Origin of the sequence: Rhizobium sp. P38BS-XIX (genome assembly GCF_012641435.1) — a bacterium.
Classification (GTDB): domain Bacteria; phylum Pseudomonadota; class Alphaproteobacteria; order Rhizobiales; family Rhizobiaceae; genus Rhizobium.
The window spans coordinates 1,248,692-1,265,994 of the sequence record NZ_JABAIJ010000001.1 but is presented as its reverse complement, the minus strand read 5'-3'; the positions used below and the strand labels follow the sequence as shown (position 1 = coordinate 1,265,994).

Sequence of the window (17,303 nt, the reverse complement as noted above, 5' to 3'; positions counted from 1 at the left end):
GCCAAAACTCTTTTCGAATGCGACGTGATGCGGATCAATCGCGACGAATATAAAGCGAGGATATTGACGCTTCCATGTCTGTCCTATGCTAATGGCTGGCGCATTAAGAAACGTCTGCTTGTCGGAATCGGGTAGCATGGCGAGGATAGACGCATTCATGCGCAGGAGCGAGGAAACATCATGGACGATATGATCGAACAGCCGGTTGCAGGTGGCGATGGCGGCGGACGGCGTTCGCGAACCGAGGGTAGAGGAGCCGCCGCAAGGCGTGCGTCGCGCAGCGGTGGCGGGCCTGGTCCTTCGCTTCCTTATATCACCCGCAAGATCGGCGTTTACGAAGTTCTCGATGAAGAAGGCCTGCAGCTCATCGAGCGCAATGCCGATACGATTCTAGAGGAAATCGGGATCGAGTTTCGCGACGATGCCGAGGCACTCGAGCTCTGGAAGCAAGCCGGCGCCGATGTGCGCGGGCAGCGCGTCCACTTCCCGAAGGGACTTTGCCGCGAACTGTTGAAGACGGCTCCGAAGGAATTCACCTGGCATGCGCGCAACAGCGCCCGCAACGTTCACGTTGGCGGCAAGGCGACGATTTTCGCACCCGTCTACGGGCCTCCCTTCGTGCGCGACCTCGAAGGCAACCGCCGCTATGCGACGATTGAGGATTTCCGCAATTTCGTGAAGCTCGCTTATATGGCGCCGTCGATGCACTCCTCGGGCGGTACGGTTTGCGAGCCGGTGGACGTTCCGGTGAACAAGCGTCACCTCGACATGGTCTACAGCCATATCAAATATTCCGACAAGCCGTTCATGGGATCGGTGACCGCGCCGGAGCGCGCCGAAGACACGATCGCAATGGCGAAGATCGTGTTTGGGGACGATTTCGTCGAGAACAATTGCGTCACCCTCAACCTGATCAATGCCAACTCGCCGATGGTCTTCGACGAGACCATGCTCGGCGCCTTGAAGGTTTACGCGCGACACAACCAGGCTTCGGTCGTGTCTCCTTTCATCCTTTCGGGCGCCATGAGCCCGGTAACGGTCGCTGGCACGCTGACGCAGATTCTTGCGGAAGTTTTGGCTGGGGCATCCTTTACGCAGTTGATTCGCAAGGGCTCGCCGGTCCTGTTCGGAACTTTTGCCGCCTCGATCTCCATGCAGTCGGGAGCGCCGACCTTCGGTACGCCGGAGCCGTCGCTCGTTTCCTACGGGGCAGCGCAGCTTGCCCGTCGTCTCGGTCTGCCTTTCCGTACCGGCGGTTCGCTCTGCGGCTCCAAGGTGCCAGATGCGCAGGCGGCGCATGAATCAGCCAATACGCTGAACATGACGCTGCTGGCGGGCACGAATTTCGTGCTCCATGCCGCAGGCTGGCTCGAAGGCGGTCTCGTTTCTTCCTACGAGAAGTTCATGATCGACCAGGACCAGCTCGGCATGATGCAGAAGATGGCGGAAGGGATCGATCTTTCGGAGAATGGTCAGGCGCTGGATGCTATCCGCGAAGTCGGTCCGGGAAGCCACTATCTCGGCTGCGGTCATACCCAGGCGAATTTCCAATCCGCGTTCTATCGCTCGCCGCTCGCCGACAACAACTCCTTCGAGCAGTGGGAAATCGAGGGACAGAAGCGCATCGAAGATCGCGCCAACGCGCTTTGCCGCTCCTGGCTCGACCATTATGAAGCGCCTCCGCTTGATGCGGCCGTCGACGAAGCGTTGCTGGCCTATATCCAGAAGCGCAAGGATTCGATGCCGGACGCTTTCACTTGAAGAGAGCCCGAGGCCGCCAGGGAGCAAGGCGGTGCAACGCGCGTTGCCGACCTGATCCAGAAGGAAGTCTGGCGGCCGCACTATCAATATAAGGGGCCACGGTGAGCGGCGGCCCTGTCATGATTGAGAAGCTCCGTGCGGCGCTTGGCGCCCACGGAGTTTTCGTTCGTGGCAGCCTTCATTTTGACGATGGTGATGGGCCGCAATTGGACGATGGCCTGCCGGCGCGGAGTGTAGTGTTGCTTGGCAATATCGGCGGCTCTATCTGGCGACCATTCTCTCTGTGGCGTCAACTGCCCGAAAATATCGGCCGCCGCGATCCGCTCGATGACTGGTCGAAAGCGATCATCAGGCCCGTCGCCGCAGAATTCGGCGCGACTGCCTATTTCCCGTCCGACCCGCCATGGCAGCCGTTTCAGCGCTGGACCATGAAGGCTGAGGGTCTGAAGGCCTCGCCTCTCGGTATTCTCATCCATCCGCGATACGGCCTCTGGCACGGCTATCGTGGCGCCCTTGGATTTGCGGATTTGCTGACGGAGGAACCGGCACCAACCGATGACGATCATCCCTGTGACCGCTGCGCTGACAAGCCTTGTCTTACAAGCTGTCCCGCGGGAGCGGTGGAGCCCACCGGGTTCGATGTTCAGCACTGTCGATCGTACTTGCGAAGCGCGCAAGGGCAGGCGACCTGCATGGCGACGGGATGCCTTGCCCGAAATGCCTGTCCCGTCGGGGCCACTTATCGTTATCCCGCCGAACAGCTTTCCTTTCACATGGCGGCTCTAAAGCTTTAAATCCATTGCCTCCTTGTTTTGCCGCAATTTCATTGCGACTTGCCGCCCATGCTATCAATCTGGAGTTATGACCTTGATTCGATTGATGACGATCCTGGCCGCGCTCGCCTTCGGCACGGCCGCGTCCGCAGGCGAGGCATGCCGCAAGGTGCAGCATCTCGGCGATGCCTATACCATCTGTAGCTTCGATCCGGCTGTCGACGACATCCAGCTTTTTCAGAACGATCGCAGCGGCAAGCCCTACGGCTCGTTTCGTGCGCTTGAGAATGATCTGCGCCAGGACCGGATCTATATCCGTTTTGCCATGAACGGCGGCATGTATCTCGACGATCAATCACCGGTCGGCCTGTTCGTTGAAAACGGGCGTGAACTGAAAGCGATCAATACCAACAAGGGTTGGGGCAATTTCCATTTGCTGCCGAATGGCGTCTTCTATCTTCTGCCGGGGAAGGCGGGTGTGATGGAAAGCAACGCATTCGTCTCTTCCGGCATAAAGCCGTTTTATGCGACACAGTCCGGGCCGATGCTGGTCATCGACGGCAAGCTTCATCCGTCCTTCCTCGCCGACAGCACGAGCCTGAAATCACGCAACGGCGTCGGCGTTACCGCCGACGGCAAGGTCGTTTTTGTCGTTTCCGACGGTCCGGTCCGGTTCCACGACTTCGCGACATTGTTCCGCGACGATCTCGGCTGCGCCAATGCGCTGTTTCTGGATGGCAGCATTTCAAGCCTGGACATTCCGGAATGGCAAAGACGGGACGGTCTTTTTCCGCTCGGTCCGATCATCGCCGTGACGGAACTGCTGCCGGGATGAGGTGGGGATACGCAAGGTTGGAGCCAGCCACATTCGCTAATCGGGATAGCAGGGGATGCCATATCCTCCAGGCGATATTGTCGGATTGAGGCTGCGAGACGGTGATGACGGAAATTGCAAACGGGACAACGGCGCTGATCTTCATGACGGCGCGCGACTGCGAAATGTACGTCCGCCAGTCCCTCGCAAGCCTTTCACGGCAGACCTTGGACGATCTGCATGTTCTCTTTGTCGATGACTGCTCGCAGGACGATACCGGGGTGATCGCGGCATCGGTCCTCAACGATCTTTTTCCGAACCGACACACCTTCATCCGCAACGACACCCAAATGGGGAAGTCGCGTAACGTCTGGGAGCATCTGCGCCCGCTTGCCCATGCCGCTGATTTCATCGGAATTCTCGATGGCGACGATCAGCTGATCATCCCGACCATCCTGGAGCAGATGGCGCAGAAGTACGCGGGTGGCAAGGATGTCGTCTGGACGAATTTCATCACGGATGGCGGCGGCGTTGGCGGCAACGGTCCGCTCGATCCCAATCTTTCGCCGCGCGCTCAGGGATGGAAGACCAGCCATTTCTTCAGCTTTCGCGCTTCGTTGCTCGACAATATTCCGGAGAGCTATTTCCGCGACAATGCCGGGCAGTGGTTCATGGCTGCCTGCGACATCGCTTTGGCGCTCCCCATTCTCGACCAGACGCGGCGCTACGAATACATGCCGATCAATGCGCACTGCTACACGGCGTCCAATCCCTATTCGCACCATAATCTCGATCCGAATTCGCGTGGTCTCAACTCGACGTCACAGCAGCGTTCGGCACAGGATGCCTTCAACAAGCCGCCTCTGCCGGTGACGCGGCCTGTCGCCACGACCGCTGCGCCGAAGCCGGCTCCTGTGGTTTTTGCCGATAATGCCGCGCCGGATGTGTCCAGCATCGTTGTTGGCACGGACGTCTGGCAAAAGACGGCAAGCGACATTCTCGTTTCGGGTTATCCGACCTTGCTCGACGCCCAGTCCGTTGCCGGCCGCAATCCGTTGACGCCGATGCAGATCTGGGCGCTTCGCCGGGCAGCGTTTGCGCGAAGCGACAAGCCGAATATTCTTCATATCGGTGCGCCGCGCTCCGCACTGGCATTGGCGTCGCTCGTGGCGGGACAGGATATCGGGCTGAACTGCCTCTGCATCACACCGGAGCAGGTTGCCGATCTCGACGCGCGCTTCACGGCGAGCGGACTGACCGACAATATCTCGATTATCGAAACAGAGGCGGCCAATGTCGGTTTCGAGGATATTTCCGCGACATTCCCCGATACCCGGCAGATCGGCGCGGACGTCAAGTTCGAACTGGTCGTGGTCGATCTTCAGAATACGTCATACCCGACCGAGAGCGCCTTGCTCGCCTTGCCGGCGCTGGCGAACAATCTGTCGCCCTTCGGCTTTAACCTTTGCCTCTTCGCCCAGGATCGCGCGACCGAGGTGATGGCGGCCAAACGCTGGGCAAGTGTCAGTGCGGGCCTGAAATTCAGTCTCGATGCAATGGGCGGTAGCGGATTGATGGTCGCCGGCGGCCGCTGACGATCATTTCGGTCGCGCCGGACCATTCCCGATAAGTCCTTGCCTGTTAAACCTTTGCATGTTGGAAAGAACCGCGATGACGCTGCAAGCCACGATCGCCTGCGAAGTGAACACCTACCGGAACCCCGTCAGGTTTCACCTTCCCAATCCGAATGATCACATCCAAGGGTTTATCCTTCAGAACCGCGCCTTCTACGAGCGGGCCATGCTCGAGGATGTGGGTTCATCATTGCCGGAGGACGCGCTGGCGATCGACGTCGGTGCCTATATCGGCAATCACACGCTGTTTTTCAGCTCTGTTCTCGGCGTGAGGACGATCGCTTTCGAGCCCAATCCGATCGCGTTCGCCGCGTTGCAGGCTAATGTCGAACTCAACGGAATCAACGGGCTGGTCGAGCTTCACCCGCTCGCGCTTGGCGCTGTTTCCGGCACGGGAGAGATCGCGACCGCCGATGCCGGCAATCTCGGCAACACGACGTTCCAGCCTAACGGGCAGGGCGAGATCCAGGTGGCGAAGCTCGACGACATCATCAGTGAGCAGCGGGTGCATCTCATCAAGATCGATGTCAGCGGCTGCGAGGCCGATGTGCTGCGCGGCGCCCAGGAAACGATTGCGCGGTGCCGGCCGAAGCTGCTCGTCAGCGCCGGAACCCGGGCCGTTCTGGCCGATGTCGAAGCTGTGTTGCGGCCGCTCGGTTATCGCAAGATCCAGTTCTACAACACCACGCCGACCTATCTTTTCGAGCCGGTTCACGATGAAGCCGGCATTCCGGCGAAGGCAACAGATCTGGTCGATCCGCGACACCTGGCTTTGCTGCCGCCGACACGTCAGATCGTGGCCGGCATGGCGACGGTCGCAGGAAATGAGATCGCGCTGCGCGCCACCGTCATGTCGCTGCTGCCGCAAGTCGATTGCCTGTACGTCTATCTCAACGGTTTTACCGAAGCGCCGGGCTTCATAGCAGATCATCCCAAGATCCGGCATTTCATCGACACCGATGGCAGCCGCTACGGCGATGCCGGCAAGTTCTGGGGCCTCGATCAGGTCGAAGACGCCGTTTATATCACCTGCGACGATGACATCATTTACCCCGATGACTTCGTTGCCCGCTCTGTCGGAGAACTTGCCCAACTGCGCGGTCAGGCCGTCGTCGGCGTTCATGGCGCCATTATCCTGCAGCCGAGCAAGGGCTACTACAAGGATCGCGGACGGGCCGTCCTTCATTTCGAGCGCGCCTTCATGCGCCGGCGTCGCGTCCATGTCGTTGCGACGAACGCCTGTGTGTTCCACTCGAACACGGTGAAGATGCAGCTATCGGATTTCCGCCATCGCAACATGGCCGATACGTGGCTTGCGGAATATCTCAACCGTGAGGGTATCCCGTCTTATATCGTGCCGCGCAAGGAAAGATGGCTGCTGCCGATCGAAGTGCAGCGTCCGACGATCTACGAGCAATCGACCGCCGGCACGGGGTCGGCCTATGACAGCTCCAGGAAACAGGACGAAGTTCTCTCGACCATGTATCCGATCTCGCTGTTGCGGACGGATGCCCCCGACGCCTCGTCGATCATCTATCTTGTCGATGCGGATCGGGCCGACGGATTGGTGGAGTTCATTCTGGCGGTTGCCGGACGTGAACGCGATCCGATCATCTTCGTCACGTGCGATCACGAGACTCAGGAGATGCGCGATGTGGCGCTGCATCCCGATTTCCTCTGCGAAGTGCACCTTGTTGCGCGCAGCGGCACGCATAGTCAGCGCTACCATGAACTTCTCTCGAAGCATGCCCAGCGCGTTCGAGCCTGGACCCTTCGCAACGGCAACGAACTGAAGCTGGTTGGCGGCGACGAATGGCAGAAATGGTTCGAGCCGGTGGCGCCGATCGTCAATATCGCGCAGCCCGTCGCCCCGGTGCTCGCACAACCTGTCGCGGATCATCGTCCTGCCTTTGATTCGTCGAAATACTGGGAGCAGCGGTATCAGACGGGCGGTAATTCCGGTGCGGGTTCCTATCACAGATCTGCGGAATACAAGGCGCTGATTCTCAACGCATTCACTGCCGAAAAGCAGGTGCAAAAAGTTGGAGAGCTCGGAAGCGGCGACGGCAATCAGCTTCGCTACCTGAACTTCGCCGATTACACCGGTTTCGACGTTTCGCGAACGGCTATTGATTTGTGTCTGAACATTCACGGAAATCGTCCTGGCCGCGATTTTGTCTGGCTTGGCAGCCCGCAACTCGACATGAGCCAGTACAATGAAGCATTCGAGCTGACGTTATCCCTCGACGTTATCTTCCATCTCATCGAGGAAGATGTGTATCGCGCGTATATGGACAGGCTTTTTGCCATGTCCAAGCGTTACGTCATCGTTTACGCCTCCAACCATGATGGTCCGGATCGTCATGGCGCCATTCATGTCAGGAATCGGCGTTTCACCGACGATGTGGCGCGCTGGATGCCGGGGTGGTCGCTGCTCAAGCACATCGATAACCCCTACAAGCATCCCTTGATTTCCGAGGCGGATTTCTTCGTCTTCGGCAAGGATGATGCTGAGGATATGTCCTTCCTGGATGCGGTCAATCAGCGGCCGCTCGGTCAATAAGAGGCCGCGCCATCGGCCCCAGAACACGAGCGGGATTGACGCTCGACCAAAAGAAAAGCCGGCCGCAAGATATTGCGGCCGGCTTTTTCATCGGTCATGTCGGCTTTAGAGCGGTTCAGTTTTTCACTGAATCCCCGAACCGCTCCATCTCTTTGTTTTCGCGCAATTCCGGACGGAAAACCGCTGCGCACTTTTCCTGGAATTGCTCTAGCTGCGGCGGCGGCGTTCGCGTGTCGGCGCCGTTGGGCCTTCGTTGGCGGTCTTGTTGCGCAGTGGGCCAATCCGTTCGATAATCGTTTCCAAGGTCGGGCGCGGGCCGGGGACGTAGCTGTCCAAAGCCTGTCGCATCGCGGCCAGATGATCGCAGGAGGTGCCGCAGCAGCCGCCGATGATCTTTGCGCCGGCATCGCGTGCCAGGCGCGCATAGTCGGCCATGAGCGGCGGCGTGCCGGAGTAGTGGATCTCGGCGCCGCGATATTCGGGAATGCCGCAGTTGCCTTTGACGACCACGATCGCGGAGGGATCGGCATCGGTCATGTCCAGCAGGCTCGACAAAATATCCGACGCGCCGACACCACAATTGGCGCCGACGGCAAGCGGGCCTTCTCCGATATCCATGGCAACGCCGTGAATGTCCTTGGGGTGCAGGCCCATCATGGTCTTGCCTGCGGTGTCGAACGAACCGGTGTAGGTGTACGGCATGCCGACCTTGACGGCAGCTTCGGCCGCGGCGCGGATTTCCTCCGGGGACGACATGGTCTCAATCCATGCGACATCTGCGCCACCGGCCTGCAGGCCTTCGATCTGCTCCACGAAAGCGGCGACGGCATCTTCATAGGTGAGGGCGCCGAGCGGCATCAGCAATTCGCCGGTCGGGCCGACGGAGCCGGCAACGATAACCTTGCGGTCAGTCTTGTCGGCAACGGATCGCGCGATTTCGGCTGCTGCTTTGTTGAGGCTATGCACGCGATCCTGGGCATGGTGGAGCTTCAGGCGGTGGCGGGTGCCGCCAAAGGTATTGGTCAGGATGATGTCGGCGCCGGCATCGACGAAATCCTGATGCAATTTGACGATCCGCTCGGGATGCTGCTCGATCCAGAGTTCCGGCGCTTCGCCAGCCTCGAGACCCATGGCAAACAGGTTCGTGCCGGTCGCGCCGTCGGCCAGCAAGACGCCTTTTTCAGCGAGAAGATCGGTGAGAGGATTGGCTGCGACGGTCATGGCGTTTCCTTGAATGGCTGGATTTATATGCAGATATAAACATTTCTTTATGTCAGTACAACGGCAATGTGGCGCTGTGGTTCTATGCGGCGATCGGCGAAGAAAAAGGCGCCCCTTGCAGGGCGCCTTTCATATTGGCTCAGGCAACGTTTATCAGGCTGCTGCCATTTCCGCCGTCTCGTGCGTCGTGGGCGTTACCATGGCAGCGATGATGCTTTGCAGATCGATCGAACCGATCGGCTTGCCGCCGGTATCCGTGACAACGGCTCCCGTCTGCCCCGCTTCGGTTATCTGCTTGGCCGCGATTTCCAACGTCATGTCGCTCGGCACGCGTGTCCCGCCTGGCTCACCAGACAGTGGCTTCATGATCGTCTGCGTCTGGATGACCCGGCCACGGTTCACTTCCTTGACGAAGGCGGTGATGTAGTCGTCTGCGGGTTTCAGGACGATCTGCTGACCGGTGCCTTGTTGCACGACCTTGCCGTCACGCAGGATCGCGATCTTGTCGCCAAGGCGAAGCGCCTCATCGAGATCGTGCGTGATGAACACGACCGTCTTCTTCAGTTCTTTCTGCAGATCGAGGAGAACCGACTGCATATCTACACGGATCAGCGGGTCGAGTGCGGAATAGGCTTCGTCCATCAACAGAATATCGGCATCGTTCGTCAGTGCGCGGGCAAGCCCGACACGCTGCTGCATGCCGCCGGAAAGCTGGTTTGGAAAATGTCTTTCGAAACCTTTCAGGCCGACGCGTTCGATCCAGTATTGACCCTTCTTCTCGCTTTCCGAGCGCGGAATGCCCTGAATATCCAGGCCATAGATCGTGTTTTCCAGCACGGTGCGGTGCGGGAGCAACGCAAATTTCTGGAACACCATCGCCGTCTTGTGACGCCGGAATTCGCGCAGCGCATTCTCGTTCATATTGCAGACATCGACGCCGTCGTAGAGCACTTCGCCGGCGGTTGGTTCGATCAGTCTGTTGATATGGCGGATCAGCGTCGACTTGCCGGAACCGGAAAGGCCCATGACAACGGTGATGGCGCCGGCCGGCATATCGATGTTGATGTCCTGCAGGCCAAGTACATGGCCATAGGTTTCGTTGAGTTCGGCCTTGCCGATACCGTTCTTGACGTGGTCGACATAGTTGCGTCCGCGAGGACCGAAAATCTTGTAAAGGCTTTTGATCTGGATCGCGTGACTAGCCATGAATGACCTCCGAGTGCTTTTGTAGCCGTCTGCCATAGGCCTGGCTCGTACGGTCGAAAATGATGGCAATGGCGACCAGTGCGAAACCGTTGAGGAACCCGACGGTGAAGAACTGGTTGTTGATCGCCTGCAGCGTGTTCTTGCCGAGACCGCCGACGCCGACCATGGATGCGACGACGACCATGGCGAGCGACATCATGATAGTCTGGTTGATGCCGGCCATGATCGTCGGCAACGCGAGCGGGATCTGCACATTGAACAGCTTCTGGCGATGCGATGAGCCGAAGGCGTCCGCAGCTTCCAGAACTTCCCTGTCGACGAGACGGATGCCGAGATTGGTCAGGCGGATCATCGGCGGGATCGCATAAATGACGACGGCGATGAGGCCCGGCACCTTGCCGATGCCGAAGATAACGACGACCGGAATGAGGTAGACGAAGCTCGGCATGGTCTGCATCACGTCGAGTATCGGATTGATGATCGACTGCAGCCGGTCCGAACGCGCCATCAGAATGCCGATCGGCAGGCCGATGATGATTGCGATGAGCGTACAGACCGTGACCATGGCAAGCGTCACCATGGTGTCGCCCCAAAGGCCGCAAACGCCGATGAGGATCATGGAAATGGCGGTGCCGGCGACAATCTTGAGATTACGGCTGGCGGCATAGACGACCAGCATCATGACCACAAGCACGATGAACCACGGCGTATTGGTAAAGAGCCATTCGAGGTCGTTCAGGAACCATTGCAGCGGTTGCACGATCGTGTCGATGACAGTGGCGTAGGTGCGGACAAGCGCGCGGAAGCCGTCATCGATGTTCTTGCGTGCGAGACGTATCAGAGAGTCGTCTATTGCCGGGAAGTTGCAGAGCACATCCGGCAGGATCGTACATTGAATAGCCATGTATTTCCCCTTCTTGATCCGGTTCTATTTCCGCCGCGCGTGTGGCCTTCACGCACGGACGGTATAGCAGCGCCACGACCGGTTCTTCAGGCTGCTTTTCACTTCTTACTACATTCACTGTCGTCAATCTGCACTCGTTGCGACCTGTGGCCGCGTCGGTCTGTCGGTATGAGTGTCAGTTGCGCCCTGGAAATATCAAAACGGCGACAGGCGCAGGCCTGCCGCCGATTCTTTCATGCGGATCAGAGCGAAGCCTTGACCTTGGTGGCAACGTCGGCGGAAACCCACTTGGTCCACATGTCGGGATAGGTCTTGAGGAAGTACTTGGCGCCGTCCTCATTGGTGCCCTGGTTGTCGGTCATCCAGGCCAGAACCTTGCCGACCGTGGCGTTATCCCACTTGCGGGTCTTAACGTAATCCATGGCGATCCCGGCCTTCGAAGCGAAGGCTTTCGTCACGACCGTGTAGACGTCGGAAACCGGATAGGAATTCACCTTCGGGTTGGCGCAATCCTGGATCGCGGTGCAGGCGTCCCATTCCTTCTTGTCGTGCGGTACGCCAAAGCTCAGGCGAACCATGTCGTACTTGCCCAGGATAGCGGTCGGAGCCCAGTAGTAGCCGAGCCAGCCGGTCTTCTTTTCGAAGGCGTTGGCGATCGAGCCGTCGAGGCCGGCAGCTGAACCGGTGTCGACCAGCGTGAAGCCGAGCTTGTCAGCTCCAAGCGCCTTGTACAGGTTGGTGGTCGAGATCTGGCAGTTCCAGCCGGCCGGGCAGTCATAGACCGCGCCCTTGGACGGATCTTCGGGAGCCGGGAAGAGTTCCGGGTGCTTCAGAGCATCCTGAACGGTCTTGATGTCTGGGTGAGCGTCGGCAAGGAATTTCGGGATCCACCAGCCTTCGACGCCGCCATCGCTCAGAAGCGGGGCTGCCTCGATCAACGTTCCATCGGCTACAGCCTTGTCGAGCGCGGTGCGCACGGCATTGACCCAGAGCTCCGGTGCAACGTCGGGCTCGCCCTTTTCATTCATGGAGGTGAAAGTCGGTTGCGTGTCGCCGGTGACCAGCGTGACATTGCAGCCATAGCCGTTCTGCAGAATGATCTTGTCGACCTGGGCGGCAACGCCGGCCGAGGCCCAGTTCATTTCGGCGATCGATACGTCGCCGCATCCTGCTGCATGCGCCGAGCCAGCCAAAGCATAGGCGCCGAATGCAAATATGGCGGAAGCGAGAAGCTTCTTCATGTGATTACGTCTCCCAATTTTTCGTTACGCTGCGGAATTCGACTCCAAGCACGTACGATATCTGTCGATCTCCTATCAGCGTGGTTCAAACCACAACCGTTCCTACGCCGGTCACGGCGCCTATACGGTCCCCATTGCTGCCGTCGGGCATTTTGTCTTTTTGCGACCGCAAAACCATGTCGCGGCCGAGCATTATTTGCACCGACAAGAAACAGCGTAAGGATTTGAGTGAAGAAATCAACAGCGCGACCGGCATATGACGTTGTCGCGCCTCTTGGAGAAGCGGATATAAGCGCCTGAATTAGCCTATTTTCTGCCATTCGAGGCTAAAAAATGGGTCATGTGCGCTTCGGCGGTGCCCTTTACGGAGCGCGGAATTAAGTATGACTAAAATATCGCGCCCCTGAAAGACGTTTTTTATTCCATTTGCGTCGTTTGTAATTTCGCGACGGAAACGGGAAAATTTTCAAAAAAATTTCAAATTCACCCTTCGTTAAGCACTTAATAACCCTCCGGTAACGATGTCGGTTTATCAATCGTTGCGTGGCGGGGGACACCGCTGCTTCTCCGGATCAGGTAGTGCGTACCGGGGGAAAGCGAACCTTGCGGCGTATGTGCAGGGGAGCCGGCGTTTTTTGGCAAACCGCGTTGATCCCTGGATCGCGCGGTTTTCGCGTTTTGGGCTGCTCTTTGCGATCCACCTGCTTGCGGCGTTTCGCCTGGCCATTTTCAAAGTTGATCTGTCGATAAAATAAAGCCGCCCCTGCGATCGCATGGCGGCTTGATGCGTGCGGGCTGTTCGGCTTGACGTTATGTCAGCCGACGCTGTAGGTGCGGATAAAACCGACCGTGCCGAAGCGGGTATCGAGTTGCTGCAGGCGGCTTTCGGGGCGACGGACCGGTAGCTTGCCATTCCAGGCGATCTGGATGGAATTCTGTCTGTTGAAGATGAAGAGCATTGGGGTATCCTCTAAGCCGGATCGGCCGGTCCCGTTGTGTGTTTTCGAGCTGCAGATAATCCTCTTCCTCATAACTAACAATGGATGAAATCGTCATCCGATGTCGCAAACAGAGCATGATTGAAAGTGGTGCATTTTTGTATCGCCTAAAGCAGCTCAGGCTGTTAGACATCGCGGCGAAATCAAGGCGAAATGCCGGATTTTCAGTGGCTGCATCATCTGGGGGCTGAGGGGAATGACAAGGGCGATCATGCTTCAGGGGACCGGCTCCGATGTCGGAAAAACGGTATTGGTCGCCGGACTGTGTCGTCTGTTTGCGAACAGGGGCGTCCGGGTGCGTCCGTTCAAGCCGCAGAACATGTCCAATAACGCCGCGGTCGCCGAGGATGGCGGCGAGATCGGTCGGGCTCAATGGCTGCAGTCGCTGGCCGCACGCGTCCCGTCATCGGTGCACATGAACCCGGTGCTCCTGAAGCCGCAGTCGGAGACCGGAAGCCAGATCATCGTGCAGGGCAAGGTGTGGGGACGTGCCAAGGGTAGAGATTACCAGGCGTTGAAGCCACAGCTGCTTGGCGCCGTTCTCGAAAGCTTTGCCGCGATGCGGGCGGGAACCGATCTCGTCATCGTGGAGGGCGCTGGTTCGCCGGCCGAAATCAATCTCCGCCCGGGCGATATCGCCAATATGGGTTTTGCGACACGCGCCAACGTGCCGGTCGTCCTGGTCGGTGATATCGATCGGGGCGGCGTCATCGCGTCGCTGGTGGGCACCTACCATATCCTGCCGGAAGAAGACCGGCGGATGATCCGGGGGTATGTCATCAACAAGTTTCGCGGCGATGTCTCGCTTTTCAAGGAGGGCGTCGACGCGATCGGCGGCTTCACCGGCTGGCCTTGTCATGGGGTTGTGCCCTGGTTGAAGGCTGCAGGCCGACTTCCCGCAGAGGATTCCGTTGTATTGGAGCGACTGGCGCGCGGTTCTGCCGGAGCCTTGAAGGTTGCCGTTCCGGTGCTCTCGCGCATTGCCAATTTCGATGATCTCGATCCGCTCCGGGCAGAGCCGGATGTCGAACTTGTTTTCGTTCGCGCCGGCGAGCGTTTGCCTGCGGACGCAGGGCTCGTGGTCCTCCCGGGCTCAAAGTCCACGATCGGTGACCTGATTGATCTGCGCCACCAGGGATGGGACCGGGATATCGTGAACCACGTAAGTCGCGGCGGCCGCGTCATCGGCATTTGCGGCGGCTACCAGATGCTGGGCCGCATGGTCTATGATCCGCTCGGCATCGAGGGAGCGGAAACGCAGACTCCCGGGCTGGGGTTGCTCGATATTGAAACCGAGATGGCGCCAGGAAAGACCGTTCGCAACAGCCACGCTGTTTCGAAAGAATACGATGCGCCGCTGACGGGATATGAGATTCATCTCGGCGTGACCCGTGGCGCGGATTGCGACCGGCCGTCTACGGTGATCGATGGGCGTCCGGACGGAGCGATATCGCCGGATGGCCGTGTGATGGGAACCTATCTGCATGGGCTTTTTACAAGCGATGCCTATCGGGCGAAGCTGTTGGCGAGCTTCGGCCTTTCCGGCGAACGCAGGGATTATCGTGCTGGCGTCGATGCGGCGCTGGACGAGGTCGCAAACGAGCTTGAGGGCGTGCTTGATCCGGCCTGGCTCGACAGTCTCGTCGGCTAAGAGCGTCAACGCGTCTTCCGATTTTAGGCCCGCTCTATAGTTCGCCTGACACTTCACGCCGGCGGCGATCGAGTTCTTCGCTGTAGCGCCGCAATGTGTAGCTTTCGGTCAGCAGCCCGACGACCTTGCGTTCGATGAGGTCGTTGACCACGACAAGCGCTTCACTCTTCGTCTGCTCGAACATCGCAGCTGCCTGCTTGGCGTTCATCTGTGGCTGGAGGAACTCGTTGCGGAGGCTTATGAAGTCCGCAAGACCGTGTTCCTCGTCATCCTTTTCGACAGGGCTCGCATAGATATCCGGAACAAGCACCATGCCCGAATATTTTTCCTTATCGTCGATCAGAATGACGCGTTGCGCCGAGCCGATCGGGAATGTCTTGCGGAATTCCTCGATGCTCATTCCAAGGCTTGCGGTGTGAACGTCTGGGCGCATCATGCGGGCCACGGTGAGACTGCGGATCCAGCCGACATCATGGGCGCTGCGGATGCTTTCACCGCGCAGATGGAAACGCCAGGTGGCGAAGGAGTAGCCGAAGGTGGTTCGCACGACGAGCGACGAGGTGATGACGGCAGCCAGCACCAGCGCCGTAATCGGGAAGTCGCCGGTGATCTCGAGCGCCAGGAAGGTCATGGTCAGCGGACCCCCGATGATCGAAACGGCCAGCGAACTCATGCCGACGACCGCGTAGACGGCCGGCGTCAGCGTTGCGTGGTCGAAATAGGGTGCGCAATAGGCAAAGATCTTGCCGAGCAGAGCGCCCATGAACAGCGAGGCAAAGAACAAGCCGCCTCTGAAGCCGGAGCCGATCGACACGGCCGAGGCAAGCGACTTCAGGATGAACAGGCTGACCAGCGCCCACAGCGTGATGTCGCTCGACAGGTTGAGATGCAACGCACCATGGCCGGCTGAAAGGACCTGCGGCGAGACGAGCGCCAAAAGGCCGACAACAAGGCCGCCAAGTGCTGGACGGAAAGCCGGTGCTATCGAACTCTTGCGGGCCAGTTCCTCGGTCCAGGCGACGCCCTGCATGATCAGGATGCCGATGCCGGCGCAGAAGGCGCCGAGCAGCACCGCCGGCAGGTAGTCTGCGGGGACGATGGAGCCGAAGTGGCCGATATCGATGGCGAAATCATCGCCGGCAAGCAGCCTTGCGATCATCGTCGCAATCAGGGCAGAGACGACGACTGGCGTCAGCGTCAGGATGGAGTAGGAGCCGATGATCAGCTCGAATGCGTAGAATGCGCCGGTCAGGGGCGCATTGAAGGCTGCCGCGATCGCGCCGGCTGCACCACAACCCACCAACATGCGCAAATCTGCGCGGCGCATCTGCATCTTGTAACCGAACTTCGAGGCAATGCCGGCGGCGAGCTGTGTATAGCCTGCCTCAAGCCCGACGGACGCGCCGAAGCCATTCGAGATCAGATTCTGCACCGCGACGATGATGCTATCCGTGAGGGAAAGGCGGCCGCCATGCAGCGCGTTTGCTTCGATGGGGTCGACCATCGGTTTTTTGCGCGTGCGGGAGAGTATATAGAGCAGAATGCCGAGAATGATGCCGCCGGCGATCGGCGCTATCAGCAGGATGGATTTATCCGGAATTGCCAAAGCTGCGGAGCTCAGGCGCTCATAGTCCGTTATGCCGTAGATCAGACTATGCAGCTTTCGCGAGATGTAACTCATCGTGGTGACTGCGCAGCCGGAGGCGACACCGGCGAGTGCGCCGGCAAATACCAGCCCCAGTTCGCCGCGACGGAGCAACGCTCTGAAACGATGGAGATCGAACAGGGCCGAGAAGACGCCTAAGCGTCGAGGTTGGAATTTCTGCAACATGGGGAACGGACGATATATTTTTACTCGAATGTGAGGGCGTAACCTCTATAAACTCCTAACATCAAAGAAATACGGCAAAAAGAGCGGCGTTTTCAGGGGATTTTGCGACGATTTCGCACGTGGAGCATACGATGTCGCATCCATGCCCTTGATTGACTTGAATTAAGTGAAAGCCTAATCATGACCGGCATAACGAATGGTTCCTGAGCGGCGATCTGCCGCATGGGATGAAAAGGGAATGTGACGGGACGGACCCACTCCGGGCGTTTTCATCACAGCCGACCCCGCGACTGTAGAGCGGTCAGGGTCTTTCGTCCGGTTCGAGGGCACGTCTGTCGATCGTTCGCATGGGGCGAACGGGCATGAGCGAACTCAAGCCGGAAAAAGCCACTGGCGTGGCATCATGATCAACCGGGGCTGGACGCCTCTAATTCTACGAATCGTCCGCCTTTTCATGATGCCTGGCCGGGAAGGCGAGAAAGATCCGCTGGTGCACGATCGGGGGCGACCGATTTCGGTCCGCCCCTGATCGCGGCGCCTTAACCGCGAGCCAGGAGACCTGCCATGCGTGCCGGGCGCAGAGCCTGTTCTGGAACGTAAGTTCCGCTGCCAGCACGGAGGTTGTCATGGCGCAAGAGGAGTTTTTGGCGTTTGAACGCCTGCTTTCCGGTTTCAGCCAAGTGCTGCCGACCCTCGTCGCCACGTG

At 58.9% G+C, this 17,303-nt stretch carries 12 protein-coding genes and 1 riboswitch; of the genes, 6 read left to right on the top strand and 6 right to left on the bottom strand.

Annotated features, from left to right (window positions below):
• Positions 1-180: 180 nt before the first annotated feature.
• The 5 genes from HGP17_RS06125 to HGP17_RS06105 all read left to right on the top strand — a co-directional run bounded on the left by HGP17_RS06125 (position 181) and on the right by HGP17_RS06105 (position 7,545).
• Positions 181-1,761, top strand: coding sequence for a trimethylamine methyltransferase family protein (locus HGP17_RS06125; protein ID WP_168806854.1), 1,581 nt, complete (start codon positions 181-183; stop codon positions 1,759-1,761).
• A 119-nt stretch (positions 1,762-1,880) separates the two neighbouring features.
• Positions 1,881-2,555, top strand: a complete 675-nt coding sequence (locus tag HGP17_RS06120; RefSeq protein WP_205925794.1) for a 4Fe-4S dicluster domain-containing protein — start codon at positions 1,881-1,883, stop codon at positions 2,553-2,555.
• Between the two features lie 67 nt (positions 2,556-2,622).
• Positions 2,623-3,369: a phosphodiester glycosidase family protein gene (locus HGP17_RS06115; protein WP_246703956.1), complete on the top strand. Its 747-nt coding sequence runs from the start codon at positions 2,623-2,625 to the stop codon at positions 3,367-3,369.
• A 104-nt stretch (positions 3,370-3,473) separates the two neighbouring features.
• Positions 3,474-4,943, top strand: coding sequence for a glycosyltransferase family 2 protein (locus HGP17_RS06110; protein ID WP_168806851.1), 1,470 nt, complete (start codon positions 3,474-3,476; stop codon positions 4,941-4,943).
• Between the two features lie 76 nt (positions 4,944-5,019).
• Positions 5,020-7,545 carry an FkbM family methyltransferase gene (locus tag HGP17_RS06105; RefSeq protein ID WP_246703955.1) on the top strand — a complete coding sequence of 842 codons (2,526 nt, stop codon included), beginning with the start codon at positions 5,020-5,022 and terminating at the stop codon, positions 7,543-7,545.
• Between the two features lie 207 nt (positions 7,546-7,752).
• Here the strand turns inward: HGP17_RS06105 and bmt are convergent, their stop codons facing one another.
• From bmt to HGP17_RS06080, 5 genes are all read right to left on the bottom strand, one after another.
• Positions 7,753-8,766: a betaine--homocysteine S-methyltransferase gene (bmt, locus tag HGP17_RS06100; protein ID WP_168806849.1), complete on the bottom strand. Its 1,014-nt coding sequence runs from the start codon at positions 8,764-8,766 to the stop codon at positions 7,753-7,755.
• Between the two features lie 153 nt (positions 8,767-8,919).
• Positions 8,920-9,972, bottom strand: a complete 1,053-nt coding sequence (locus HGP17_RS06095; RefSeq protein ID WP_168806848.1) for a glycine betaine/L-proline ABC transporter ATP-binding protein — start codon at positions 9,970-9,972, stop codon at positions 8,920-8,922.
• Positions 9,965-10,876 carry a proline/glycine betaine ABC transporter permease gene (locus HGP17_RS06090; RefSeq protein WP_168806846.1) on the bottom strand — a complete coding sequence of 304 codons (912 nt, stop codon included), beginning with the start codon at positions 10,874-10,876 and terminating at the stop codon, positions 9,965-9,967. The genes HGP17_RS06095 and HGP17_RS06090 overlap by 8 nt, the downstream gene beginning before the upstream one ends.
• Before the next feature lie 242 nt (positions 10,877-11,118).
• Entirely contained in the window at positions 11,119-12,117 is a 999-nt protein-coding gene (locus HGP17_RS06085; RefSeq protein ID WP_168806844.1) for an ABC transporter substrate-binding protein, read from the bottom strand.
• A gap of 815 nt (positions 12,118-12,932) precedes the next feature.
• The gene (locus HGP17_RS06080) at positions 12,933-13,076 is read right to left on the bottom strand and encodes a hypothetical protein (protein ID WP_168806842.1); all 144 of its coding nucleotides are present in this window, start codon (positions 13,074-13,076) and stop codon (positions 12,933-12,935) included.
• Positions 13,077-13,311: 235 nt separating this feature from the next.
• Here HGP17_RS06080 and HGP17_RS06075 point away from each other — a divergent pair, with 235 nt between their 5' ends.
• Entirely contained in the window at positions 13,312-14,766 is a 1,455-nt protein-coding gene (locus HGP17_RS06075; RefSeq protein WP_168806840.1) for a cobyric acid synthase, read from the top strand.
• A gap of 34 nt (positions 14,767-14,800) precedes the next feature.
• Here the strand turns inward: HGP17_RS06075 and HGP17_RS06070 are convergent, their stop codons facing one another.
• The gene (locus HGP17_RS06070; protein ID WP_168806838.1) at positions 14,801-16,597 is read right to left on the bottom strand and encodes a chloride channel protein; all 1,797 of its coding nucleotides are present in this window, start codon (positions 16,595-16,597) and stop codon (positions 14,801-14,803) included.
• A gap of 180 nt (positions 16,598-16,777) precedes the next feature.
• Positions 16,778-17,179: riboswitch (cobalamin riboswitch) on the top strand.
• The last annotated feature ends 124 nt before the right edge of the window (positions 17,180-17,303 follow it).